General features: G+C 62.7%; 29 protein-coding genes. 15 read left to right on the top strand and 14 right to left on the bottom strand.

Annotation, left to right across the window (positions count from 1 at the left end):
- Positions 1 to 141 precede the first annotated feature (141 nt).
- From AC0L2K_RS23150 to AC0L2K_RS23135, 4 genes are all read right to left on the bottom strand, one after another.
- Positions 142 to 867 (bottom strand): helix-turn-helix transcriptional regulator, encoded by a 726-nt coding sequence (locus tag AC0L2K_RS23150; protein WP_473532413.1) that lies wholly within the window; start codon positions 865 to 867, stop codon positions 142 to 144.
- Between the two features lie 41 nt (positions 868 to 908).
- A complete protein-coding gene (locus AC0L2K_RS23145; protein WP_473532412.1) occupies positions 909 to 1244 on the bottom strand; it encodes a hypothetical protein in 336 nt (111 codons plus the stop codon).
- Between the two features lie 262 nt (positions 1245 to 1506).
- Positions 1507 to 1647: a DUF1127 domain-containing protein gene (locus AC0L2K_RS23140; RefSeq protein WP_473532411.1), complete on the bottom strand. Its 141-nt coding sequence runs from the start codon at positions 1645 to 1647 to the stop codon at positions 1507 to 1509.
- A gap of 132 nt (positions 1648 to 1779) precedes the next feature.
- Positions 1780 to 2793 (bottom strand): NAD(P)H-quinone oxidoreductase, encoded by a 1014-nt coding sequence (locus AC0L2K_RS23135; RefSeq protein WP_473532410.1) that lies wholly within the window; start codon positions 2791 to 2793, stop codon positions 1780 to 1782.
- 193 nt (positions 2794 to 2986) lie between these two features.
- Here AC0L2K_RS23135 and AC0L2K_RS23130 point away from each other — a divergent pair, with 193 nt between their 5' ends.
- From AC0L2K_RS23130 to AC0L2K_RS23120, 3 genes are all read left to right on the top strand, one after another.
- Positions 2987 to 3181: a DUF1192 domain-containing protein gene (locus tag AC0L2K_RS23130; protein ID WP_287065598.1), complete on the top strand. Its 195-nt coding sequence runs from the start codon at positions 2987 to 2989 to the stop codon at positions 3179 to 3181.
- An 84-nt stretch (positions 3182 to 3265) separates the two neighbouring features.
- Positions 3266 to 4513 (top strand): MFS transporter, encoded by a 1248-nt coding sequence (locus tag AC0L2K_RS23125; RefSeq protein WP_023797051.1) that lies wholly within the window; start codon positions 3266 to 3268, stop codon positions 4511 to 4513.
- 31 nt (positions 4514 to 4544) lie between these two features.
- Positions 4545 to 4832 carry an ArsR/SmtB family transcription factor gene (locus AC0L2K_RS23120; RefSeq protein WP_027152975.1) on the top strand — a complete coding sequence of 96 codons (288 nt, stop codon included), beginning with the start codon at positions 4545 to 4547 and terminating at the stop codon, positions 4830 to 4832.
- A gap of 44 nt (positions 4833 to 4876) precedes the next feature.
- Here AC0L2K_RS23120 and AC0L2K_RS23115 read toward each other — a convergent pair whose 3' ends face one another.
- Positions 4877 to 5743 (bottom strand): alpha/beta fold hydrolase, encoded by an 867-nt coding sequence (locus AC0L2K_RS23115; protein WP_287282382.1) that lies wholly within the window; start codon positions 5741 to 5743, stop codon positions 4877 to 4879.
- A gap of 100 nt (positions 5744 to 5843) precedes the next feature.
- Between AC0L2K_RS23115 and AC0L2K_RS23110 the strand changes: the two genes are divergently transcribed.
- Together AC0L2K_RS23110 and AC0L2K_RS23105 are read left to right on the top strand one after the other, a co-directional pair.
- Positions 5844 to 6371, top strand: coding sequence for a winged helix-turn-helix transcriptional regulator (locus tag AC0L2K_RS23110; RefSeq protein WP_236368879.1), 528 nt, complete (start codon positions 5844 to 5846; stop codon positions 6369 to 6371).
- 79 nt (positions 6372 to 6450) lie between these two features.
- Entirely contained in the window at positions 6451 to 6684 is a 234-nt protein-coding gene (locus AC0L2K_RS23105) for a hypothetical protein (protein WP_023797044.1), read from the top strand.
- Between the two features lie 144 nt (positions 6685 to 6828).
- On the opposite strand, the gene AC0L2K_RS23100 is transcribed toward AC0L2K_RS23105, so the two are convergent.
- The 3 genes from AC0L2K_RS23100 to AC0L2K_RS23090 form a co-directional block, all read right to left on the bottom strand.
- Complete coding sequence (locus AC0L2K_RS23100; RefSeq protein WP_091593310.1) at positions 6829 to 7230, bottom strand: hypothetical protein; 402 nt, start codon at positions 7228 to 7230, stop codon at positions 6829 to 6831.
- Between the two features lie 243 nt (positions 7231 to 7473).
- A complete protein-coding gene (gene rpmF / locus AC0L2K_RS23095; RefSeq protein ID WP_006203806.1) occupies positions 7474 to 7656 on the bottom strand; it encodes a 50S ribosomal protein L32 in 183 nt (60 codons plus the stop codon).
- A 137-nt stretch (positions 7657 to 7793) separates the two neighbouring features.
- Entirely contained in the window at positions 7794 to 8564 is a 771-nt protein-coding gene (locus AC0L2K_RS23090; RefSeq protein ID WP_287065604.1) for a biosynthetic peptidoglycan transglycosylase, read from the bottom strand.
- Between the two features lie 79 nt (positions 8565 to 8643).
- Here AC0L2K_RS23090 and AC0L2K_RS23085 point away from each other — a divergent pair, with 79 nt between their 5' ends.
- A complete protein-coding gene (locus AC0L2K_RS23085; protein WP_473532409.1) occupies positions 8644 to 9561 on the top strand; it encodes a polyprenyl synthetase family protein in 918 nt (305 codons plus the stop codon).
- Between the two features lie 25 nt (positions 9562 to 9586).
- Here the strand turns inward: AC0L2K_RS23085 and AC0L2K_RS23080 are convergent, their stop codons facing one another.
- The 5 genes from AC0L2K_RS23080 to AC0L2K_RS23060 form a co-directional block, all read right to left on the bottom strand.
- Complete coding sequence (locus AC0L2K_RS23080) at positions 9587 to 10477, bottom strand: LysR family transcriptional regulator (protein WP_473532408.1); 891 nt, start codon at positions 10475 to 10477, stop codon at positions 9587 to 9589.
- 292 nt (positions 10478 to 10769) lie between these two features.
- Positions 10770 to 11081 (bottom strand): hypothetical protein, encoded by a 312-nt coding sequence (locus tag AC0L2K_RS23075; protein WP_287065608.1) that lies wholly within the window; start codon positions 11079 to 11081, stop codon positions 10770 to 10772.
- 91 nt (positions 11082 to 11172) lie between these two features.
- On the bottom strand, positions 11173 to 12039 hold the full coding sequence (locus AC0L2K_RS23070; protein ID WP_236368886.1) for a lytic transglycosylase domain-containing protein: 867 nt from the start codon (positions 12037 to 12039) through the stop codon (positions 11173 to 11175).
- 4 nt (positions 12040 to 12043) lie between these two features.
- Positions 12044 to 13297: a flavodoxin-dependent (E)-4-hydroxy-3-methylbut-2-enyl-diphosphate synthase gene (gene ispG / locus AC0L2K_RS23065; RefSeq protein WP_027152966.1), complete on the bottom strand. Its 1254-nt coding sequence runs from the start codon at positions 13295 to 13297 to the stop codon at positions 12044 to 12046.
- A 375-nt stretch (positions 13298 to 13672) separates the two neighbouring features.
- Positions 13673 to 13858, bottom strand: coding sequence for a YdcH family protein (locus tag AC0L2K_RS23060; RefSeq protein ID WP_023797036.1), 186 nt, complete (start codon positions 13856 to 13858; stop codon positions 13673 to 13675).
- A 240-nt stretch (positions 13859 to 14098) separates the two neighbouring features.
- On the opposite strand from AC0L2K_RS23060, the gene AC0L2K_RS23055 reads away from it, so the two are divergent.
- Positions 14099 to 14302, top strand: coding sequence for a YdcH family protein (locus AC0L2K_RS23055; RefSeq protein ID WP_023797035.1), 204 nt, complete (start codon positions 14099 to 14101; stop codon positions 14300 to 14302).
- Between the two features lie 33 nt (positions 14303 to 14335).
- On the opposite strand, the gene AC0L2K_RS23050 is transcribed toward AC0L2K_RS23055, so the two are convergent.
- Positions 14336 to 15139, bottom strand: coding sequence for an IclR family transcriptional regulator (locus AC0L2K_RS23050; protein WP_023797034.1), 804 nt, complete (start codon positions 15137 to 15139; stop codon positions 14336 to 14338).
- 123 nt (positions 15140 to 15262) lie between these two features.
- On the opposite strand from AC0L2K_RS23050, the gene AC0L2K_RS23045 reads away from it, so the two are divergent.
- The 8 genes from AC0L2K_RS23045 (at position 15263) to AC0L2K_RS23010 (ending at position 21721) form a co-directional block, all read left to right on the top strand.
- Positions 15263 to 16138 (top strand): transporter substrate-binding domain-containing protein, encoded by an 876-nt coding sequence (locus AC0L2K_RS23045; RefSeq protein WP_091593538.1) that lies wholly within the window; start codon positions 15263 to 15265, stop codon positions 16136 to 16138.
- Positions 16139 to 16209: 71 nt separating this feature from the next.
- On the top strand, positions 16210 to 16875 hold the full coding sequence (locus AC0L2K_RS23040; protein WP_023797032.1) for an amino acid ABC transporter permease: 666 nt from the start codon (positions 16210 to 16212) through the stop codon (positions 16873 to 16875).
- 1 nt (position 16876) lies between these two features.
- Positions 16877 to 17527, top strand: a complete 651-nt coding sequence (locus AC0L2K_RS23035) for an amino acid ABC transporter permease (RefSeq protein ID WP_077380470.1) — start codon at positions 16877 to 16879, stop codon at positions 17525 to 17527.
- Between the two features lie 4 nt (positions 17528 to 17531).
- Entirely contained in the window at positions 17532 to 18326 is a 795-nt protein-coding gene (locus AC0L2K_RS23030) for an amino acid ABC transporter ATP-binding protein (protein WP_473532407.1), read from the top strand.
- A 37-nt stretch (positions 18327 to 18363) separates the two neighbouring features.
- The gene (locus AC0L2K_RS23025; RefSeq protein WP_287229995.1) at positions 18364 to 18825 is read left to right on the top strand and encodes a RidA family protein; all 462 of its coding nucleotides are present in this window, start codon (positions 18364 to 18366) and stop codon (positions 18823 to 18825) included.
- Positions 18826 to 18849: 24 nt separating this feature from the next.
- Positions 18850 to 20055 (top strand): aminotransferase class V-fold PLP-dependent enzyme, encoded by a 1206-nt coding sequence (locus tag AC0L2K_RS23020; protein WP_473532406.1) that lies wholly within the window; start codon positions 18850 to 18852, stop codon positions 20053 to 20055.
- A gap of 95 nt (positions 20056 to 20150) precedes the next feature.
- On the top strand, positions 20151 to 20648 hold the full coding sequence (purE, locus tag AC0L2K_RS23015) for a 5-(carboxyamino)imidazole ribonucleotide mutase (RefSeq protein ID WP_128245990.1): 498 nt from the start codon (positions 20151 to 20153) through the stop codon (positions 20646 to 20648).
- Complete coding sequence (locus AC0L2K_RS23010; protein ID WP_473532405.1) at positions 20645 to 21721, top strand: 5-(carboxyamino)imidazole ribonucleotide synthase; 1077 nt, start codon at positions 20645 to 20647, stop codon at positions 21719 to 21721. The genes purE and AC0L2K_RS23010 overlap by 4 nt, the downstream gene beginning before the upstream one ends.
- Positions 21722 to 21810 lie beyond the last annotated feature (89 nt).

Genomic DNA, 21810 nt, shown 5'->3' with positions numbered 1-21810 from the left:
CGACAAATAGGCGGCGTTCCACCGATTTAATGCATGTCGCGCAAAAGTGTGCAGCGGTTTTGCGATAACGACATGCATAAAACAACAACCTTAAGCGCGTCGCATGAGGCCGGTCGAACGCGACGCGCTTTAGGCCGATCGTCATCTGCGATTGAGCGGTTCTGTGCTCTTGAGCAAGGCGACCAGCTGACTTTGCTGGCGTGTCCCGGTCTTGGCGAAAATCCGCTCAAGATAGGTCCGGCTGGTCTTTACGGTGATCTTCAAGTCGGATGCCGCATCTTTCAAGGGTCGTCCCTGCGAAAGCGCGGCGGCCAGACGAGCCTCGGAGGGCGTCAGGTCGAACAGGCCCGCGAGGAGGGTTGGTGAAGGCACGACGGAACTGGCGCTTACCGCCGTCGCCGCAACCAGGATGTCCGCGCCGGAGAAAATATCATGTGCGGCGCGGCGCAGCGGCAAAAGATGGATGACCAGAGCCGGCCGGCTTTCGTTCGCAGCAACAGGAATGGATCGGATCGCGAAATCGTTTCGGTTCTCGAGAATGGCCCGCTGGAAAAGCGCATTGGCGGAGGCATTGGCGATCGCCATGCCGCCATAGGCGGTTGGCAGAAACATCTCGGTCATTTCTTCCAGCAGGCTGTTGGCCGTCAGCACGCGTCCCGATGCAGCCATGACCGCGGCCGGCAGCCCGATGGTCTCGAGTGCCGAGACGGTCGCCCTGGCCTGTTCCAACCCCAATCGCGCCGAGACCATGCCGGCCCGCGCGAAATGCGGGCGAAGCTGGTCCAGCCGATCGACCGACGCCCGATCGTAGGTGCCATCCTTCATCCACCGTTGAAAGACGAAAGTGACGAGCTCGCCACTCGGCATCGCGACTGCCGAACAAACATGTGCGCCGATACCGGCCGCTCTCAGCTGTATCGTACCGGATCACGCTCGACCTCTTCGGCTGTCAGGAAATCTTCGACCTGAACGAAGCTCGCCGGCTGCATGCTGCACATACGCTGAACGGCGTCAGAGAATTTCCAGCCGTCGCTGGCGACAAATTCATCAAACACGGATCGCAGCGAGTTGCCGTGAACCGGAGAAACGTCGCTCAATCTGCCGCGAACCGGAGAATCGGCACTGAACAGGAAGATGGCGCCGGTGGCCGAACCTGAAAGACTGCCGGCAGCTTCGAGCGCATCGCCCCAAAGTTCCGGCACGAAAGCCGCCTCGTAGATCTTGTCCGTCAGATCGTCGAACATGGGCGCAAGCCTGTTTCAGAGTCAGCACGCTACTGGCCCGGATCAGCGCTCCCACCCTCTGACCTAGTCCCGCGCGATCAAAATGCCCACGCTGAAACTGGAGTCAACCGCAGATTGCGGTCGAGTTGTATTCGGATCTGGATAGCGGCCATCATAGCAGCCGCCGCTGTAGCCTCGGACTTAAAAACGACAAAACCCGCCGGACTAGCGGGCTCGGAACCGGCGGCGGGAAATCCGCCTGCCTCGGCTCTTGCTTGGCGGATCAAAGCGTCTTGCGGGCGATCCACTCGATGTCACCACGGTTGATGCCGAGGTCGTTGAGCTCGCGGGCGTTCAAGCGGTTCAGTTCGCGCACGGTTTCATTGTACATGCGCCAGTTACGGAAAGCACGGATCGGGTTCATGGTAGTCCTCCATCGTTTCGATGCCGCTCAAATAGGCACCGTTGATGAAAAGTTGAACAGACGCTTTTGCATGGCGGCAATGCGTTTGTTGCATTGCGCAATTAAGGTTTTGTTCAGCTTGCTTGCCGACCGTCAGCCGACATCGAGCACGATCTTGCCGATGTGGTCGCCGTCCTCCATCCGCTCATGCGCCCGCCACGCTTCCCTGAGCGGAAAGATCATGTCCATGACCGGTGCTACCTTGCGGGTGCCGAGCAGCGGCCACACCTGCGCCTCCAGCGCTGCGGCGATCGCCGCCTTGAATTCGACGGTGCGCGGCCGCAGCATCGAGCCGGTGTGGGTGAGCCGCTTGGCCATCATCTTCGAGAAGTCGGTGCTTGCCACCGTCCCGCTCTGCGTGGCGATCTGGATGATGCGGCCTTCCACCGCCGCGGCCTCGTAGTTTCGCGCCACATAGTCGCCGCCGACCATGTCGAGGATGACGTTGGCGCCCTTGCCGCCGGTCGCGTCCTTGACCGCCGCGACGAAGTCCTCCTCGCGGTAGTTGATCGCCCGGTCGGCGCCGAGCTTCAGACAGGCGTCACACTTCTCCTGGCTGCCGGCAGTGGTAATGACATGGGCGCCGAAGGCCGAGGCGAGCTGGATCGCCGTGGTGCCGATCCCGGACGAGCCGCCATGCACGAGCAGCGTCTCGCCGCTCTTTAGGGCGCCGCGTTCGAAGACATTATGCCAGACGGTGAAGTAGTTTTCCGGTACCGCCGCCGCTTCGGTGTGGGTAAAGCCGGCGGGCAGCGGCAGCACGCTGCCGGCATGCACCTTGACGTATTCGGCATAGCCGCCGCCGGGCGTCAGCGCGCAGACCCGGTCGCCGACGCGCCAGCGCGATATCTCGTCGCCAAGAGCGGCAACTTCGCCTGACGCTTCGAGGCCCGGCAGGTCCGACGCACCAGGCGGCGGCGGGTAGACCCCCTTGCGTTGCTGCACATCCGGCCGGTTGATACCGGCGGCGCGCACCCGGATCAGGATTTCGCCGGGACCGGGCACCGGCACGTCACGCGTTTCCGGTTTTAGCACCCGCGGTCCGCCGGGTTCCGAGATCGCGATGGCCGTCATCTTCGCCGGAATTCTGTCCTGTCCGCTCGCCATGAATTTTTTCCCGTCTCGCTTCGCCAGTTTCTTGCCAGCTCTCGGTTTTCTTGCCGACTGTTTGCATCCATGCCCTTGCCCTATGTATGCTGATTGCCAAATCAGGCAAATGGCCACTGCAGCGCTGGGCGTGCGATGGACGCGCCAAGGACGCTGTAGCCGTTTAATTTTGACGCATGAGCGAGGAGCGACGATGGCGATCTTCGACGACGAACCCAAAAAGAAAGCGCGCCCGCATGAGATCGGGCAGGATCTGTCGCTGCTTTCCGTCGATGAACTGTCCGAGCGGATCGGCATCTTGCGCGACGAGATCGCCCGGCTCGAAGCCGAGCTCGAGACCAAGAGCACCACCAAATCAGCGGCCGAGGCGCTGTTTCGCCGCGGATAGTTTCCAGAGCCGAAGCGCCCGCCGCCGAAAAGCTCGAATGCGACTGTCTTCAGACCCTCCCCAAATTCCAGCCGGATCAGCTAAATGTTTGCAAGCTACCGACCGATCCTTTCGCTGCTTCGCGGCACCGCTTTCCTGCTTGCGGCAACCGGACTGCACGGGCTGTTGTTGCCGCTGCGCGGCCAGTTGGAGGGTTTCTCGACCGCATCGCTCGGCCTGATGGGCACGGCCTGGGCCGGCGGCTTCGTCACCGGCTGCTTCTTTGCGCCGCGCCTGGTGCGCCGCGCCGGTCACGTACGCGCTTTTGGCGCCTTTGCGGCATCGGGAGCCATCGTCGCACTGCTCACCGGCCTGATCATCGACGAATATATCTGGATCCTGCTGCGCGCCTTCACCGGCTTCACCATGGCCGGCGCCTTCATGATCATCGAAAGCTGGCTCAACGAGAAGTCCACCAACGAGAACCGCGGCGCCGTCTTCGGCCTTTACATGATGGTCACCTATGCCTCGATCATGGGCGGCCAGATGATCGTTGCCGGCGGTGATGTGAAGTCGGCCTCGCTGTTCATGATCACCGGTATCCTGTTCTGCCTGTCGCTCATTCCGACCGCAGTGTCGACGGCTTCGCATCCCAAGCCGCTGCAGGACGTCTCGCTCGACGTCAAGGGGCTCTATGTCAATTCGCCGGTGTCGGCGATCGCCTGCGTTCTGATCGGCGTCGCCAACGGCGCCTGGGGCACGCTTGGCGCCGTCTATGGCGCCCGCATCGGCATTTCCACGGCGGAGATCGCGCTGATGATGAGCCTGGTGGTCGTCGCCGGCGCCGCCATGCAACTTCCGGCCGGGCGTCTCTCCGACAAGACCGACCGCCGCTTCGTGCTGGCGGGCCTGGCCTTCGGCGCGGCGCTGTTCGCCATCGCGCTGTTCCTGTTCGAGCCGCGCTCCGGCGTCTTCGTCATCGTCTGCACCGCCGCCTACGGGGCCTTTGCCTACACGCTCTATTCGATCGCCGTGGCCCATGCCAACGACCACGCCCGGGCGGAGGATTTCGTCAAAGTGTCCGGCGGCCTGCTGCTGCTCTATGGTTTCGGCACGATGATCGGGCCGCTGCTGGCCGCCGGCCTGATGGGCTGGATGCGTCCGGAAAGCCTGTTCCTTGCAACGGCCCTCGCGCATCTCTGCCTGGCAGGCTATACGCTGCTGCGCATCAGCCGGCGCGCACCGGTGCCAATCGAAGACCGCGACGCCTTCAAGACGCAACCGGCCGAGCGTTCGATCACCCCGGAAGCCTTGCGGCTCGATCCACGCAGAAAGCCTGAAACCAACGGTTGAGATTTGGAAAGCTTTGCCTCACAAATAAGGCATGATGTTTTCCGACGCCTTCATGGCGATTGCCGATCCCAACCGGCGCTATCTCTTGGAAGAGCTTCGGCGCGGCCCGAAGACTGTCAACGAACTGGCCGCCGGGTTGCCGGTCTCGCGCCCGGCGGTTTCGCAGCATCTGAAAGTGCTGCTCGACGCCGGGCTGGTCAACGCCAAGCCGGAAGGGACAAGGCGCGTCTATACGGTCAGCAGTGCCGGCTTCCTGAAGCTCAACATCTGGCTCGACCAGTTCTGGGAAGCCGAGCAGCTTGGCTCGCCCGGAAGCTGAGCTGCGCCGTCCCGGCCAGCGACGCACCAGGCGCGACCCGCAGCTTACCTGGCTTGGCTATGGGCGACGATGGCATCAACGATCGTGGCCCAATCGTCGGGATGGAGTTCGTGGCCGCCGCCTTCAATGCGGACAAGCCTCGCGCCGGCAACTGCTTCGGCCAGAGCGGCGCCATGCTCGACCGGAAAGATCGGATCCGCGGTGCCGTGGATGACGAGGAGCGGAACCTTCAAATCGTGCAGTCGACCCTTCCGATCCTCGCTGCCCCGATCCTCGCCGCCCTGATCTTCACCGGTCTTGAGCATGAAATGATTGGTCGCGCTTAGAAAACCGCCGGACCGGTCGTAGTCCTGTTCGACGAAGGCCCTCGTCCGCTTCCCGTCGAAGGGATGCGCGGTGCCGGCGATCGCGTGCGCGTCCTTGACGATGTAGTCGACCACCTGGGCTCGGTCCGACCAGTCGACCTTGGCGCCTTCGGCCGAATGCTCCATATAGGCTTCTATCGTCCCTGGCAGATGCGAGGTGTCGATCCCGACTGGTGAAGTGCTGATCGCCGTTAGCGAGATGATCCGCGACGGATATTTCAACGCCACGAGCTGCGCGATCATGCCGCCCATCGACATGCCGACGACATGCGCTTTCGCGATGCCATGATTGTCGAGGACGCGAATGGCGTCGTCCACCATGTCGTCGAAAGTGTAAGGCGGTTCGCCCGGCGCATATTTGGTCGAACGGCCGGTATCGCGATTGTCATAGCGGATCACGAACAGGCCGTTGCCGGCCAGTTTCCGGCAGAACGCCTCAGGCCACCAGAGCATCGAAGCCATCGCGCCCATGATCAGCAGCATCGGCGGATGCGCGGGATCGCCAAACGTCTGCGACACGATTTCCGGTTCCGCTGCCTTGGTCATGGTCGCCGTCTCCTCTCTGCAAAACCGATTGCATTTCGCAATCAGTTGCACGATAATAGAACTGATATCATAATGCAACCGGTTTCTATCGGAGAATCGCATGAGCATCGATCATCGGTCTGGGTGCCCGATCAACCTGTCGCTTGAAGTGTTCGGCGATCGGTGGAGCCTGATCATCCTCCGCGACATGATTTTCGGCGGCAAACGCCACTTTCGCGACTTGCTCAACGGGTCATTGGAACGCATCGCTTCCAACATCCTCGCCGATCGGCTGAAGCGGCTGATGGAACTCGGCATGCTGACCAGGGCTGACGATCCCACCCACAAGCAGAAGGCGATCTACAGCCTGACCGAAATGGCGATAACGCTGGTGCCGATCCTGGCGCATCTCGGCGCCTGGGGTCGCGTCTGGCTGCCGGTCAGCGAGGAGCTCTCGATCCGCGCCGAGCTTCTGGAAAAGGGCGGCCCGCCGATGTGGGAAAAGTTCATGGACGAACTGCGCCACGAACATCTGGGCACGCCTTCCGACACGCCGCCGGATGCCACCGTGCGTGCGACGTTGCAGGCCGGATACGAGGCGGTTGTCGCCCGAAAGGCGCCGGGCGCCGGGTGCGATGCCGGCGCCTGACCAACTTATTTCCCCCATCACAGGGCGGCTCTGCTATTAAAGCCATGGAAAACTATAATTTACGGGATTGGAAAAGCCCTTGGTTGAGAACTCTAAGGATACTGCCCGCGCGCGGGCCGATTTGCGTTTCAAGAAGCAGGAAGAGGCAGCCACGGTTCGTCAGAAGGCGATGGCGGAATATGTCGCTGAGAGCGATGCCCGCCAGATAAAGACCAACAAGCTGAGGGCGCTCCGCCTTGCCAAGGAAGCGGAAGACCTCGCCAATGCGCCGGCTGCTCCGGTGAAGAAGCCGACACGCGCCAAGAAAAAATAGCGGTCCGGCGTGTCGGGCGGGCCTGTCCTGCCGTCGGCAGGTGCTGACAACGAGGCGGCTGCTTCACCGCCTTTATGCATGTCGTTACACCAAAACCGCTTCGCACCCTCGTTCAAGCCCGAGGCATGCTTTGCGCGACATGCATTAGCTCATGGTTATGTCGCGGCTGGCTGCTCGCATCGATACTGAGAAGCCGGCCAGGACGTCGACCAGTGCGATGACCATCAAAATGAAGAAAACCGAGTGCGCCGCGCCCTTCACCAGCAGGAACTCGACCAGGAAGGCCACGAAGACGAAGGTCGACAACAGGTGGTCCATGATCGAGGCGCTCGTCGTGCGCGTCGATTTCAAGATTTCGACGAAGAAGAGAAGCAGCCCGATCAGCACGATCAGATCGCCGAGCGTCATCGAGAACACTCCGCCCGACATCATGCGGATCGAGAACATTTGGATTGCCCAAGGATCGTCGCCGCCGCCGAATATTCCCAGAAGCCCAAGATTATAGAGGACGAAGGGTACGATCAGCAGCGGGATGGCACCGAACATCAGAAGGCTCCGGTTGGACAGCCTTCTCTAGTATGCGCTCGGCGTTCGCCGTCAAGAATTTTCGCATGCGACCGCGAACACGGACAAAGACCGTGCGAAATAACAGTACCAGCCGGTACGGCTGCCATAGGCATGGCTGCTGGCGTATTTGACAACAATTCGAGGGGCGATCATCTGCGCAAAACGCAGAAAGACCGGCGCGATGGCCGGTCCTTCGATAGTCCCAAACCGTCGAAAGCGTTCTCAGCTTTCCTTCGGCTCCAGAACCTGGCGACCGCGATACATGCCGGTCTTCAGGTCGATATGGTGCGGGCGGCGCATCTCGCCGGAATTCTTGTCCTCGACATAGGTCGGGGCCTTCAGCGCATCGGCCGAGCGGCGCATGCCGCGCTTCGACGGGGAGGTTTTTCGTTTCGGTACGGCCATGGATATGCTCCACTACATGGTCAAAATGCCCCGGCTGCCCTCGTGAAAGGGCCGCGTCAGGGCCGGAATCTGAGAAAGTCGGGTGCCTATACACGCCCTGCGCCGTTTTGGCCAGCGCCGCCGCGAATTTTTTTAAGCTATCGCAGACAGCCGACATAGGCGCCGGACCGACCCGCGCGCCGCTCGATCAGCGAGGCCAGCCGTCTCAGCCCCGGCCCGGGCTTCGCCGGGTTGCGGGCGATCGGGTTCGGCAGGGTGACGGCAAGCAGCGCCGCCTGGCGACGCGACAATCGTTTTGCCGAAACCCCGAAATGGTGCTGGGCGGCGGCCTCGATGCCATAGATGCCCGGCCCCCATTCGGCGATATTGAGATAGATTTCCATGATGCGCCGTTTCGACATCACCATGTCGAGATAGACAGCCAGCGGCAGCTCGACGACTTTCCGGACCGAGCCCAGCGGCCGCGACCACAGATAGAGGTTCTTGACGCTCTGCATGGTGATGGTCGAGGCGCCGCGCGTCATCTCGCCGGCCAGCGCGTCGTCGACGACGCCCCTCAACTCGCCGAGGTCGATGCCGCGATGGAAACAGAACTGCCCGTCCTCCGACATAATGACCGAATGCGCCAGCGCCGGCGCGACATCGTCGATCGAGACCCAGCGCCGGTCATAGCCGGAAAACGTCGCCAGATCCTTCAGCATCAGTGTCGATACCGGATGCACGACCGGCGGCAGGTACAGAAAGGTCAGCACCACCGGCATCAGCGCCAGCACCACGGCGACGGAGATAGCGCGCCGGACCCAGTGCCGAGGCCAGCGTTTGAGACCGATGCGGTTGCCGCGTTTCGGCCTCACCATGTCCAGCCCTTCGGTTTCGTGATCGACGATCGGTTCCGCCAAGCCGCTCAATCCATGCTGCTCCCTGCCCCCGGCATAATGGCGCTTGGCTTCTTGCGCAACGTCTGAGTGTCGGCTACCCGTCCCCGGCATGGCGAAAGATGATCACATACCGTTCGAGGCAGCGCTTCTCGCACGCACCGGGCCGATTGAGGCGCTGCTCAGGCGGCTGCTCGACGACCGCCCGCTTTCAGGCGAGATCGCGCGGCCGCAGCGTCTGATGGAGGCGATGCGCCACGGCGTGCTGAATGGCGGCAAGCGCCTGCGCCCTTTCCTGGTCATGGAAAGCGCCGCGCTGTTTTCCGCCGACGGCGAGCCGGCGCTGCGCGTGGCGGCGGCGCTCGAATGCGTGCATTGCTATTCGCTGATCCATGACGATCTGCCGGCCATGGACGACGACGATCTGCGCCGAGGCCAGCCGACCGTTCACAAGGCCTTCGACGAGGCGACCGCCATCCTCGCCGGCGACGCCTTGCTGGCGCTCGCCTTCGACATCATTGCCGACGAAGCGACGATGCTGCCGGCCGAACGTCGGGCGGCGCTGGTGCTGGCGCTGGCCCGCGCCGCCGGAGCCGGCGGCATGGTCGGCGGCCAGATGCTCGATCTCGAAGCCGAGCGTATACGGCCGGAGGAAGCCGGCATAATCCGACTTCAGGCGATGAAGACCGGCGCGCTGATCCGCTTCGCCTGCGAGGCGGGCGCAATTGTTGCCGGCGCGCCGGCGGCCGACCGTGAAAGACTGGCGGAATTCGGCTCGGCGATCGGGCTTGCCTTTCAACTTGCCGACGACCTGCTCGATCTGACGGCGGATGCGCGCCAGATGGGCAAAGCGACCGGCAAGGACGCAGCCGCCGGCAAGGCGACGCTGGTGGCGCTGCACGGCGCCAACTGGGCGCGGGACCAGCTTCAAGGCCTCGTCGACCAGGCCCACGCCTTGCTTTGTCCCTATGGCGAAGACGCCGTGCTTCTGAAGCAGGCAGCGGAATTCGTGGCGGCCCGCAACAGCTGACGCTGTTCCAAGCTGTACTCCCGTCCTATGCCGCGCCGTGTAGCCAAGGAGGGTTGGCGAACTGTTCGGCCAGGAAATCCACGAACACGCGCACGCGCGGCGACAGAATTCGGCCAGGCGGATAGACAGCGCAGATTGGCGCTCCGTCAGGATGATTGTATCCGGTGAGCAGCGCGGTCAGTCTGCCTGCCTCGATATCCGGCCCGACCAAGATCTCGGACATGCGGATGATGCCTATACCGGCGAGCGCCAGCCGGCGTAGCGCTTCGGTGCTGTTGGCCTCTATCGGGCTGCGGATACGCATGCTTTGCAGACCGTCCGGGCCATCGAACTCCCAGATATTGAGACCGCCGCGTGCTGTGACGCCAAGACAGATATGACCTTGAAGGTCGTCTGGCGTTGTCGGCATGCCATGTCTTTCGAGATATCGAGGTGATGCGCAAATGACACGGCGATTGGGCGCCAGCCGCCGCACCACCAGCCTGGAATCGCTGTGTGCGGCAACGCGCACGGCGACGTCGGTTTCCTCAGCCAACAGGTCGACAATCGCATCTGTGAACATCAGCTCGAGCTCGACGGCCGGGTAGCGATCGATGAAGGCCGGCAACATCGGCACGATCAAGCGATGGCCGAAGGCGCTCGGAAGACTGACGCGCAGCCGGCCGCGCGGTTCTGCTCCGGGTTGAACCGCGATTTCAGCCTCTTTGATGTCGTTCAGGATGCGGCGAGCGCTCTCGGCATAGGTGCTGCCTTCCGCCGTCAAGCTGATGCGCCGCGTCGAGCGCTGCAGCAAGCGCACGCCAAGGCGGGACTCAAGCCGACCGATGATTTTGCTGACGGCCGAAGGTGTCATCCGCAGCCGGCGTGCCGCTGCCGAGAAGTCGCCTTCCTCGACAATTGCCAGGTACACACCCATCGTCTCTTGCCGGTCGATGATATCTATTCCAATTCGTCACAGATGAACGGAAACTATCACCGATTATCAGCAGATGCGAACCATAATATGTTTTCCTCTTCAGCATGCAAAGGCTGGCGAGGAGGTGCCATGGGTTCAGAACACGTAAACCTGCGAGATGCTCACGACGTGCATCGGTGGGCACGTCGTCAGCGCAGCGCCGCAATTGGGCGGTGGTGTCTTTGGCTTATCCGTACGCTCAATCGGTCACGTCAAGGAATGGGAAAACGGTCAAGGCGAAGCAACGTCCGGGCTAGCGCAACCGGCCGATCGGAATGATTTCTGGCGATGTTGGAGCGTATGGCTCGCCACGCCAGTTGCCGAGCCATTCTTCGACGACCAGCCCGGTCTGGTCCAGCATCTGCGCAAGGCTTTCCTTTGTCGGCACGGCGATTTTCGATTCGGCGCTGAGCACGCGTCCGCAGCCGGGCATTTCGTAACGGGTGGAGTAAGTGACGACACCGGTAGCGGGATTGTGGCGGAAATCGTTCGAAGTCCACGCCGCCTTCGTTCCCATATCATAGAACTGGACGAGGCCGGGATCGTTGTAGAGACGGTCGGTCATGGTAAGCCTGTAGCTGAAGCCGTGGACCAGCAGAATTCGTGGAATAAAAGCGCAGCTTCGATGGTTTGTCGGGAAAATCAGTCGGCAGCCATCACCGATTCCGCACCACAATGCATGCACCGCCGACGCTTTGCAGTTTCCGGCAGATGTTGTCGGCCTTGGCTTTGGAGTCGGCGCCGATGCGGACAGCATAGATCCCGCGCCTGCCGATCGGCGAGCGCACCCGGCTGACCACCGGATCATGGCCCTTAAGCAAGGCCGGAAACCGGCGCTTCACGCCAGTCCATTGATTGAGCGCCGCGGCGCGGCGGAAATTGCCGGCCACCTGCACGCCCCACGGCTTGACGTTGATCGACGCCATGGCCACGGTTTGGGACTTGATGACCGGCAGCCTGCGGCAGGCGACCGCGAAGCTCGCTTTCTTGTCGAGCGGCTGGATGCTGCCGGCATAGGCGGTGTCGGTGAACCTGTCGGCCGGCTCGCCCATGATGTCCAGGACGTAGTTTTCGGTCTCCATCGGCAGGAAGCCGCCGGAACTCAGCCAGCGCGACACCCGGCTTTCGCCGGCATTGTAGGCGGCGGCGGCCAGGCCCAGATTGCCAAAGCCGGTTTTCATCTCGGCGAGATATTTTGCCGAGGCCGGAATGGCCTGCTCGATATCGAAGGAATTGGCGAGGCCGCGTATCTTGGCGGTGCCCGGCATGAACTGGGCAATGCCTTCGGCGCCGACCGGACTGACCGCATTGGGGTCGAAGCGGCTTTCCTTCCAGATCAGCCGGGCAAAGAAATCTTTGGGCAGGCCGTTTTGATCGGCATGCGCCTCGATCAGGTTGCAAACCCGGTCGAGCAGCCGCTGCTTGGCAGGGCGCGGCGGATCGGCGTGGACGGCTGTCGCCCAGCCCAGCCCACCAAGTAAAACACCAAGCAAAATCGGCGTCGCCCAAGGGAAGCGCCGCATCGACCTACTCCGCCGCAGCCTTGCCAGGTTGCCCAAACCGCTGCTCGATATAGTCGGCGACCATTTTCTCGAAGTCGGCGGCGATCGAAGGGCCGCGCAGCGTCGCCGCCTTCCTGCCGTCGACGAATACCGGCGCCGTCGGCGTCTCGCCGGTGCCGGGCAGCGAAATGCCGATATCGGCATGCTTGGATTCACCCGGACCGTTGACGATGCAGCCCATCACCGCGACTTTGAGGTTTTCGACGCCGGGGTATTTTTCACGCCACACCGGCATGTTCTTGCGCAGATCCGCCTGGATATCCTGCGCGAGTTCCTGGAACACGGTAGAGGTGGTGCGGCCGCAACCGGGGCAGGCGGCGACGATCGGTACGAACTGCCGAAACCCCATGGTCTGGAGGAGTTCCTGCGACACTTGCACCTCGCGGGTGCGGTCGCCGTTCGGCTCCGGCGTCAGCGAGATGCGGATCGTGTCGCCAATGCCTTGCTGGAGAAGAATGCCCATCGCTGCGGATGAGGCGACGATGCCTTTCGAACCCATGCCGGCCTCTGTGAGGCCGAGATGCAGCGCGTGGTTGGAGCGGGTGGCAAGCTCGGTGTAGACCGCGATCAGATCCTGCACGCCGCTGACCTTGGCCGACAGGATGATCTTCTCGCGGCCAAGGCCGATCTCCTCGGCCATTTCGGCCGACAGAATCGCCGACTGCACGATCGCCTCGCGCGTTACCTCCTGCGCGGTCAGCGGAAAGCCCTGGCGCTGGTTGTCGTCCATCAGCCTGGTCAAAAGCTCTTGGTCGAGCGACCCCCAGTTGACGCCGATTCGCACCGGCTTGTCGTACCGGATCGCCATCTCGACGATCGCCGCGAACTGCCGGTCCTTCTTGTCCTTGAAGCCGACATTGCCGGGATTGATGCGGTATTTGGCCAGCGCCTCGGCGCAAGCCGGGTGGTCGGCGAGCAGCTTGTGGCCGATATAATGAAAATCGCCGACCAGCGGCACATTTATGCCGAGCCGTTCGAGCCGCTCGCGGATGGCGGGCACGGCGGCGGCACTCTCGTCGCGGTCGACGGTGATGCGCACGATCTCGGAGCCGGCGCGATGCAGCGCGGCAACTTGAGCGACTGTCTGGTCGACATCGGCGGTGTCGGTGTTGGTCATCGACTGAACGACGACAGGGGCGCCCCCGCCGACCATCACGCCGCCGACGTCGACACCGACGGACGTGCGGCGCGAGAAGGGTGAAGAAAAATATCCGGTCATGGCCGGCTGCCCTTTGTTAGCGCCGAATTCCGGAATCGGTTTCCGGAAACAATCTGCGCAAAAATCAAAATACGGCGTCCATTGCGCGTCCGAAAGGAGGCGCGGCGCTATAGAAGGTCCCGGCATGAGGTGCAGGAGCAAAGGTGGCTTGTCAATGGCGATAGGCAGGCAAACCTGTCAAATCGAACCGCCGGACAACAGGGAAACGCTCCGGCGGCATTGGTTGCCACCGGAGAAGATGGTCGGGCAAAGCGCGCACTGTTCCCTGCATGACCCCGAAACCGAAAGGATTTTCGGAAAGGACCATGCGCCGAAATCAGAAGCACGACAGCGCCCTTTGCGCGTCCAAAGGACGCGCAGCGCCGTAGATGAGCGTCAGTGCGTGGTGGGTTTCGGCTTCGCCTTCAATTTCTCAATCTCGTCCTTGAGCGCCAGCTTGCGCCGCTTGAGATTCACGATTTCGAGGTCGTCGACCGATGGATGGTTCATCGCATCATCGATTTCGCGTTCGATGTCGCCGTGTTTCCGCTGCAGCTCATCAAGATGGGATGCAAGAGACATGATTGGTTCTCCCTTTCATGGTTTCCTCGATTGCAGCCGTCAAGGCGCGTCCCACCGCAATTTCGCTTCTGTGACGGCATAATGACAGTGTGCCACTATCGGGCACCGATGTCGAATGCTGCGTGGTAGCATTCCACGACAATACGAAATGTGGTATTGGCTGCGCGCCGGTGCAAGATACCTCCGGCCTCGCCCAATCAGGCCCATTTTTGGGCGCCGCAGACGTGCAGACGGTAAATAATGTCCGAACAGGAACAGGCCGATATCCGCCTCGAATATTCTCGGCTGAAGCAGGAACACGCCGATTTCGACGCGGCGATCAACGCGATGATCGCCATGGGCTGCGACCCTCTGCAGATCCAGCGCATGAAGAAGAAAAAGCTCTTCCTGAAAGACCGGCTGATGGCGCTGGAAGACCGGATCATCCCCGACATCATCGCGTGAGCGAATCCCACTTACGGTCGCGACAAATCCTGCTCATCCCGTGATCGAAAGCCTCGCGGCGCGTTCGCGCAGCAGGGCGATGAGATCGCCGGTCTTTTCCTCGGAAGTGTCGATGGGAACCACCAGGCATATCGTCGCCTCGACCTTGCCGGCAGCTGAAAAGACCGGCGCGGCAAGGCACTTTGTATAGGCGTCGACAAGACCGGAAGTCACACAGTAGCCGGCAGCCCCGGCCGTAGCGATATCTTCTATGAAGTCGTACAGCAGCAATCTGCGGCCATCCGGCAGGACGAGATCGTCTTCGGACACCATGTCTTCGATCACAGCCCGTTCGAAACCGGCGAGAAGCAACCGCCCGGAAGCGGTCCAGGGAAGCGGTATCTGCAGACCCGTGGCCGAACTGATCCGGAACGGCCTGGTGCCCGGGCTTGAATGGACAATCGTGTAGCGGCCGCTTTGCAGCATGCACAATTCGGAGGTCTCGCCTGTCTCGCGCGAAAGATCGTCGACTTCCTGACGCCCTCTCCTGAGCAGGTCGTTGCCGCGCACATAGTCCATTCCGTAGAGATAAAGCTTCTTCCCGAAATAGACGCGATTGCCGTCGCCGGCCATTTCCAGCAGGCCCGCATCCACGAGCGAGCGCACAAGCGTGTAGATCGTCGAGCGCGGCGCATTCACTCCCTTGGCGAGATCGCCAATCCCGATCGCTCGCTGGTTCGCATGAAGAAACTCCAGGATATGGAGCACGCGGTTGAGACCCTTCTCGCGGGAGCCCGCAATCCTGTCTTCGTCCGGACCAGCGTCCGGCCGAACTGCCAAGCCATTGCCATCTTGCATTGCTGATTCCTGGTGTTAGTATCTGTCTCGTACAGGATACATGTGTCTTTTGTAAGAGACAATCCAGCAGATTACCGATGCATGTATCGGCAAAGGGGAACACAACACGAAAAGGAGGTCGCCGTGAACGACACATCCAAAAGACGTGATTTTCTGAAACTGGCCGGGCTTGCAACGGCCGGAGTGGTGGGCGCAGCGACAACAGTCGATGTTCAGAAGGCGGCGGCGCAGGCGGCACCGGACAGCCTGCTGCGCACCGTTCTCGATCGCGGCAAGGTGATCGTCGGCACCGGCAGCACCAACGCGCCCTGGCACTTTGAAAACGATGCCGGCGAACTGGTCGGCATGGACATCACCATGGGGCGCATTCTTGCCAAGGGACTTTTCGACGATACGACCAAGGTCGAGTTCGTCATGCAGGATCCGGCCCAGCGCATTCCGAACGTGACCACCAACAAGGTCGACATTTCGATCCAGTTCATGACCATGACCGCCCAGCGCTCGCAGTTGATCCACTTCTCCCGGCCCTATTACGTCGAAGGCATCGCCTTGCTGACCCTTCCGAACGCCGAAAACAAGACCTTCGACAAGCTGCTTGCCGGCGGTTCGGCGACGCGGGTTTCCATCCTGCAGAATGTCGATGCCGAGGCAAATGTGCACATCGTCCTGCCGGAGTCGCAGGTGATGCAGATAGACACGCAGGCCAACGTGCTGCAGGCACTGGAATCGAAACGCGTCGACGCCGCCGCCGTCGATCTGTCGACGGTTCGCTGGCTCGCCTCGCGTAATCCGGACAAATACTTCGATGCCGGCAAGAGCTGGTTCTCGATGCTTTACGGCGCCGCACTTCGGCAAGGCGACCTCGACTGGCTGACCTTCGTCAACACGACCTTCACCACCGCCATGTTCGGCCATGAGACGGCGCTCTACGACGCTGCATTCAAGGACTATTTTGGACAGGAGCCGCCGGCGCGCCATCCCGGCTTCCCGGTCATCTGATGCAAGCAAGCGGAAGGGCTTGCGCCCTTCCGCGGCTTATCGTCGACAGCCCTCGATAATGACAGGGACACATGGGCTATACCCTGAACTTCAACCTGATCTGGCGGCATTTCGACAAGCTTTGGGGCGGGCTGCTGCTCAGCCTCGAGCTGGCCGTGATCTCCATCGCGATCGGCATCCTCATCGGACTGCTTCTGGCGGTCTGGTACGTGTCGGCCGGGCGTGCGGTGCGGACCGTCATCGCCGCCTATGTCGAGTTCATCCGCAACGTGCCGCTGATCCTGCTCGTCTATCTCGTCTTCTACGGCCTGCCGACGGTGGTCGACATCGCCTACAGCGCGCAGACCTCGTTCATTGCCACGCTGTCGCTCTATAGCGGCGCTTATCTGGTCGAGGTGTTCCGCTCGGGGCTCGAAGCGGTTCCGCGCGGACAGCTCGACGCCGGCAAGGCGATCGGCCTGACGCCATGGCAAAGGCTGGTTCATGTGCGCCTGCCGACGATGCTGCGCATAACGCTGCCCGCGCTTTCAAACACGTTCCTGTCGCTGTTCAAGGACACGTCCGTTGCTTCGGTCATTTCGGTGCCCGAGCTCACCTACGGCGCCCAGTGGATCAACTTCAACACCTTCCGCATCGTCGAGGTCTACCTTGTGGTGACGGCGATGTATCTCTTGACGGGCTACGCGCTTCTTTTTGCACTTCGGCTTGTCGAGCGCCGGTTCAGGGCAGCGCACTAGGATGCTTGGCCAGATCGCCTATGCCTTGCCCTTCCTGGCCCAGGGTTTTGCCGTGACGCTATGGGTGTCGCTGCTGGTCGTGGTGTTGTCGCTGGTCGCTGGCGTGATGATGGGCGTCGGCCTTGTCTATGGCCCGGCTCCGCTGCGCTGGGCAGTGCGCATTTTCAGCGATACCATTCGCGGCATTCCGATCCTGGTGCTCATCTTCTTCGTCTATTACGGCCTGCCTGCCGTCGGCCTCCATCTGGAATCCTTCTGGGCAGCCGTGCTGGCGCTCACCCTGTTCAAGACGGCGCAGGTCATCGAGTATCTGCGCGGTGCGGTCGGTTCCATACCGAAGGGGCAGTCCGAAGCGGCGATGGCGATCGGGCTGACCTTTCGCCAGCGACTGGCCTACGTCATCTTCCCGCAGGCGTTCAGGCGTTTCCTGCCGCCATGGATCAATGGCGTCACCGATGCGGTGAAGGGCAGCGCGCTGGTCTCGCTGCTCGGCATCACCGACCTGATGCACGCCATCAACCAGGTCATCGGCCGCACCTACGAAGCGATGCCGCTCTACATCCTCGGCGCGGTCATCTATTTCGCCGTCAATTACGCGCTCTCCCTGGCCAGCCGACGGTTGGAGCGGCGTTTCTCCTTCATCCGGGAATAGCAAGATGCCCATCGCCACGCCCGCCAATCCGGCGCTTCTCGATGTCTCCGAGGTTTCCAAATCCTTTGGATCCGTCGCGGTCCTGCGCTCCGTCAGCCTGCAGGTGACGCGCGGCGAGGTGGTGACTGTCATCGGGCCTTCCGGCAGCGGCAAGACCACGCTGCTGCGCTGCGTCAACTTCCTGGAGAGCTACGACAGCGGCTCCATCCGCATCGACGGCAAGGAGGTCGGCTTCCGCGACACGGGACCACGCCAGCGCCGCAGCGAGCGTGACCTGGCGAAGATGCGGGCCGAAACCGGGATGGTGTTCCAGAGTTTCAATCTGTTTCCGCATCTGACGGCGGCCGGCAACATCATGCTTGGCCTGCGCAAGGTGCGCGGCAAGAGCAGTACCGAGGCCCGCGCCATTGCCGAGCACTGGCTCGGCCGGGTCGGCCTTGCCCACAAGGCCGACAGCCTGCCGGCCGAGCTTTCCGGCGGCCAGCAGCAGCGTGTCGGCATCGCCCGCGCGGTGGCGATGGAGCCAAAAATCCTGCTTCTTGACGAGATAACCTCCGCGCTCGACCCGGAACTCGTCGGCGAGGTGCTCGAGGTCGTGCGCAGCCTGGCCGAGGACGGCATGACGATGGTGATGGTCACGCACGAGATGGCCTTTGCCCGCGATGCCTCGAGCCGAATCATCTTCATGGCAGATGGCGGCGTCAGCGCCGCAGGGCCGCCCGCCGAGATTCTGGGCGCGGAGATCGACAATGAGCGTCTCCGCAGTTTCCTGGCGCGGTTCCGTGCCTCGCATTTCTGACATCGGACGGCGAAAGCTGTCGCAAAGGAGCCTTTTCATGACGCCTTACATCCGGCTCGCCGAATTGGGCCTGACACTGCCCGAGCCGCCGATGCCGATCGCCAACTTCGTCACGCACGCCGAAAGCGGACGGCTGATCTTCCTCTCCGGCCAAGGGCCGTTGCGCGCCGACGGCACGCTTTGCACCGGCAAGGTCGGCGAGGACGTCACGGTTGAAGAGGCCTATAAGCATGCCCGTCTCACCGGTCTGAACCTGCTCGCCGTCATGCACGCTGCGGCAGGCGACCTCAGCCGTATCGTGCGCGTCGTCAAGCTGCTTGGCTTCGTCAACGCGATCCCGACCTTCGGCGACCATCCGAAGGTGGTGAATGGCTGTTCCGATCTTTTCGCCGCTGTTTTTGATAGTATCGGCGGGCACGCCCGTTCGGCGATTGGTGTCGGCTCCCTGCCGGGCAACATCACCGTGGAAATCGAGGCGGTCGTCGAGATCGCCGCCTGAAGTCTACCAATGGGACCTCCAGAGATGAAAACCTATTCCGCAAACGGCTCCAACACGACAATCCGCGAACGGCTCGGCCTTCGCCCGATCATCAATGTCTCCGGCACGATGACGGCGCTCGGCGCCTCGATCATCGTCCCGGAAGCGATCGCCGCCATGTCGGAGATCGCCTCGCAGTGGGTGGAGATGGACGATCTGCAGCGCGCTGCAAGCACGGTCATCGCGCGCCTCACCGGCGGCGAGGCCGGCTTCATCACCGCGTGCTGCGCCAGCGGCATCACCATGGCCATTGCCGGCACGATGACCGGCACCAACCTTCTGGCGATCGAGCGGCTGCCGGACGACACCGAGGGCCTCAAGTCCGAGGTCATCGTTCAACTCGGCCACATCGTCAATTACGGCGCGCCGATCGACCAGTCGATCCGGCTCGCCGGGGCAAGAACCGTACCGGCCGGTACGGTCAGCGTGACTCAGGATTATCATGTGCGCGAGGCGATCCGCGACCGCACCGCAGCAGGCCTCTATGTCGTTGCCCATCACACGGTGCAATACGGCATGCTCTCGCTCGAGGAGTTCTGCGAGATCTGCCACGCCAAGGGCGTCCCGGTGATCGTTGACGCCGCCTCCGAATACGATTTACGCGGCTTTCTCGCGCGCGGCGCCGACATCGTCGTCTATAGCGGGCACAAATTCCTCTCGGGACCGACAAGCGGCATCGTCACCGGGCGCAAGGATCTGGTGCGCGCCGCCTATCTGCAGGTCCGTGGCGTTGCGCGGGCGATGAAGGTCGGCAAGGAAAGCATCGCCGGCACCATGGCCGCACTGGAGGCCTGGGAGCGGCGCGATCACGCCGGCATCCGCAAGCGGGAAGAAGCGGCGCTCGATCTGTGGAAGGGCGCATTGCAGGGCCTGCCGGGCATCGCCGCGCATGTCATTCCCGATCCGACCGGCAATCCGCTCGACCGCCTGCAGGTGTTCGTTACCGCTGAGAGCAGGTTCACCGCCGCCGGCCTTGCGTCGACGCTGGCGGCAGGCGTGCCTCCCATTATCGTGCGCAACCACGAGGTCGAGCGCGGGCATTTCTTCCTCGATCCGTGCAATCTCCATCCCGGCGAGGCGGAAATCGTCGCCGAACGCCTGCGGGCCGTGTTGAGCGTGGCCGAGCGTCCGGCGGATGCGATGAAGTCGGCCCGCAAGGATAGCGCCGGCGCCTTGCGCTGGCCGGATTAGGCGCCTCGTGCCAGAACGCTTGCGCAGAGGCAGCGCATCCTTGCCGTCGATCCCGAATTCCGCTAAGGCGCGCCTTTGCCGCCGGGAGCACAAGCTTGGACGATCACCGCGCCGACGTCGCCATCATCATGGGCAGCCAGTCCGACTGGGCGACGATGCGCCATGCCGCCGAAACGCTGGAGGCGCTGGGCATCCCGCACAAGCGGCTGATCGTCTCGGCTCATCGCACCCCCGACCGGCTCTATGACTTCGCCAAGGGCGCCAAGGCGGCCGGCTTTCGGGTGATTATCGCCGGCGCCGGCGGTGCGGCACACCTGCCCGGCATGACGGCGGCGATGACGCCGCTCCCGGTTTTTGGCGTGCCGGTGGAATCGAAGGCGCTTTCCGGGCAGGATTCGCTGTTCTCCATCGTGCAGATGCCGGCCGGCATTCCGGTCGGCACGCTGGCCATCGGCAAGGCGGGCGCCACCAATGCCGCCCTTCTGGCTGCGGCCGTGCTGGCGCTGACCGACGAAAAGCTCGCCGCCCGGCTCGATGCCTGGCGCGCCGCCCAGACCGCCAAGGTCGCCGCCGAGCCCACGGACACGCCATGAGCCTGGCCGCCGGATCGACCATCGGCATCATCGGCGGCGGCCAGCTCGGCCGCATGCTGGCGATGGCCGCGGCGCGCCTCGGCTACCGCACGGTCGTGCTGGAGCCGCAGCCGGATTGTCCGGCGGCACAGGTCGCCAACCGGCAGATCACTGCCGCTTATGACGACACGGCCGCGCTCGCCGAACTGGCTGCAGTCAGCGCCGTCGTCACCTACGAGTTCGAGAACGTTCCGGTCATGGCCGCCAGCGCGCTTGCCATCACGGTCCCCGTCTACCCGCCGGCGCGCGCGCTGGAAGTAGCGCAGGACCGGGTGGCGGAGAAAAAATTCCTCAACGGCATCGGCATTCCCACCGCGGATTTCTGCCCCGTCGACAATGACGACGAATTGACGGCGGCGCTGAAAAAGTTCGACGGCAGCGGCATATTGAAGACGCGACGCATGGGCTATGACGGCAAGGGCCAGCGCGTGTTCCGCAATATGGAAACAGGGGGCTGTGCCGGCACCTGCGAGGCAATGGGCAACGTGCCGCTGGTCCTCGAATCCTTCGTCGCCTTCGAACGCGAGATTTCGGTGATCGCGGCGCGCGGCATGGACGGTTCGCTCGCCGCCTACGATCCGGCAGAAAACATCCACGGCAGCGGCATCCTGCACAGCTCGACCCTGCCGGCCAGGATAGGGTCCGAAACCGCCGCTGCAGCGCAGGCGGCGGCAGCAGAGATACTTGCCGCGCTCGACTATGTCGGCGTCATCGGCATCGAGTTCTTTGTCCTTGCCGACGGCGCGCTGCTGGCCAATGAGATCGCGCCGCGTGTTCACAATTCCGGCCACTGGACGGAAGCCGCCTGCCTCGTCTCGCAGTTCGAGCAGCACATTCGCGCCGTCGCCGGCCTGCCGTTGGGAAACACCGGCCGCCATTTTGACTGCGTCATGGAAAACCTGATCGGCGACGATATCCTGCGCGTCCCGGCCCTGCTCGTGGAGCCCGATCTGATGCTGCATCTCTATGGCAAGGCCGAGGCACGTCCCGGCCGCAAGATGGGCCATTTTACGCGAATGAGCCGCCACCGTTGAGGCTATTGGACGGCGCCGCTCCAATGCCGTCGATAGGGCAGAAACTCAAACTCCGCCACATGCTTGGTTGACACGGGCAAGGCTCCTCG

It is taken from the genome of Mesorhizobium sp. WSM4817, from assembly GCF_055811135.1.
Note: the sequence above shows the minus strand (reverse complement) of the source record. Positions and strands in the feature narration are given on the sequence as shown.

Bases quoted from the DNA above. Each gene is read 5' to 3' on its own strand.
- AC0L2K_RS23110 (WP_236368879.1), top strand. From the start codon at position 5,844: ATGAGCATCGATCATCGGTCTGGGTGCCCGATCAACCTGTCGCTTGAA.
- AC0L2K_RS23035 (WP_077380470.1), top strand. From the start codon at position 16,877: ATGCTTGGCCAGATCGCCTATGCCTTGCCCTTCCTGGCCCAGGGTTTT.
- AC0L2K_RS23070 (WP_236368886.1), bottom strand. From the start codon at position 12,039: ATGCGGCGCTTCCCTTGGGCGACGCCGATTTTGCTTGGTGTTTTACTT.
- AC0L2K_RS23075 (WP_287065608.1), bottom strand. From the start codon at position 11,081: ATGACCGACCGTCTCTACAACGATCCCGGCCTCGTCCAGTTCTATGAT.
- AC0L2K_RS23125 (WP_023797051.1), top strand. From the start codon at position 3,266: ATGTTTGCAAGCTACCGACCGATCCTTTCGCTGCTTCGCGGCACCGCT.
- AC0L2K_RS23085 (WP_473532409.1), top strand. From the start codon at position 8,644: ATGGCGAAAGATGATCACATACCGTTCGAGGCAGCGCTTCTCGCACGC.
- AC0L2K_RS23115 (WP_287282382.1), bottom strand. From the start codon at position 5,743: ATGACCAAGGCAGCGGAACCGGAAATCGTGTCGCAGACGTTTGGCGAT.
- ispG (WP_027152966.1), bottom strand. From the start codon at position 13,297: ATGACCGGATATTTTTCTTCACCCTTCTCGCGCCGCACGTCCGTCGGT.
- AC0L2K_RS23150 (WP_473532413.1), bottom strand. From the start codon at position 867: ATGCCGAGTGGCGAGCTCGTCACTTTCGTCTTTCAACGGTGGATGAAG.
- AC0L2K_RS23080 (WP_473532408.1), bottom strand. From the start codon at position 10,477: ATGGGTGTGTACCTGGCAATTGTCGAGGAAGGCGACTTCTCGGCAGCG.
- AC0L2K_RS23020 (WP_473532406.1), top strand. From the start codon at position 18,850: ATGAAAACCTATTCCGCAAACGGCTCCAACACGACAATCCGCGAACGG.
- AC0L2K_RS23100 (WP_091593310.1), bottom strand. From the start codon at position 7,230: ATGTTCGGTGCCATCCCGCTGCTGATCGTACCCTTCGTCCTCTATAAT.
- AC0L2K_RS23040 (WP_023797032.1), top strand. From the start codon at position 16,210: ATGGGCTATACCCTGAACTTCAACCTGATCTGGCGGCATTTCGACAAG.
- AC0L2K_RS23055 (WP_023797035.1), top strand. From the start codon at position 14,099: ATGTCCGAACAGGAACAGGCCGATATCCGCCTCGAATATTCTCGGCTG.
- AC0L2K_RS23025 (WP_287229995.1), top strand. From the start codon at position 18,364: ATGACGCCTTACATCCGGCTCGCCGAATTGGGCCTGACACTGCCCGAG.
- rpmF (WP_006203806.1), bottom strand. From the start codon at position 7,656: ATGGCCGTACCGAAACGAAAAACCTCCCCGTCGAAGCGCGGCATGCGC.
- AC0L2K_RS23030 (WP_473532407.1), top strand. From the start codon at position 17,532: ATGCCCATCGCCACGCCCGCCAATCCGGCGCTTCTCGATGTCTCCGAG.
- AC0L2K_RS23135 (WP_473532410.1), bottom strand. From the start codon at position 2,793: ATGGCGAGCGGACAGGACAGAATTCCGGCGAAGATGACGGCCATCGCG.
- AC0L2K_RS23060 (WP_023797036.1), bottom strand. From the start codon at position 13,858: ATGTCTCTTGCATCCCATCTTGATGAGCTGCAGCGGAAACACGGCGAC.
- AC0L2K_RS23010 (WP_473532405.1), top strand. From the start codon at position 20,645: ATGAGCCTGGCCGCCGGATCGACCATCGGCATCATCGGCGGCGGCCAG.
- AC0L2K_RS23050 (WP_023797034.1), bottom strand. From the start codon at position 15,139: ATGCAAGATGGCAATGGCTTGGCAGTTCGGCCGGACGCTGGTCCGGAC.
- AC0L2K_RS23120 (WP_027152975.1), top strand. From the start codon at position 4,545: ATGATGTTTTCCGACGCCTTCATGGCGATTGCCGATCCCAACCGGCGC.
- AC0L2K_RS23130 (WP_287065598.1), top strand. From the start codon at position 2,987: ATGGCGATCTTCGACGACGAACCCAAAAAGAAAGCGCGCCCGCATGAG.
- AC0L2K_RS23140 (WP_473532411.1), bottom strand. From the start codon at position 1,647: ATGAACCCGATCCGTGCTTTCCGTAACTGGCGCATGTACAATGAAACC.
- AC0L2K_RS23145 (WP_473532412.1), bottom strand. From the start codon at position 1,244: ATGTTCGACGATCTGACGGACAAGATCTACGAGGCGGCTTTCGTGCCG.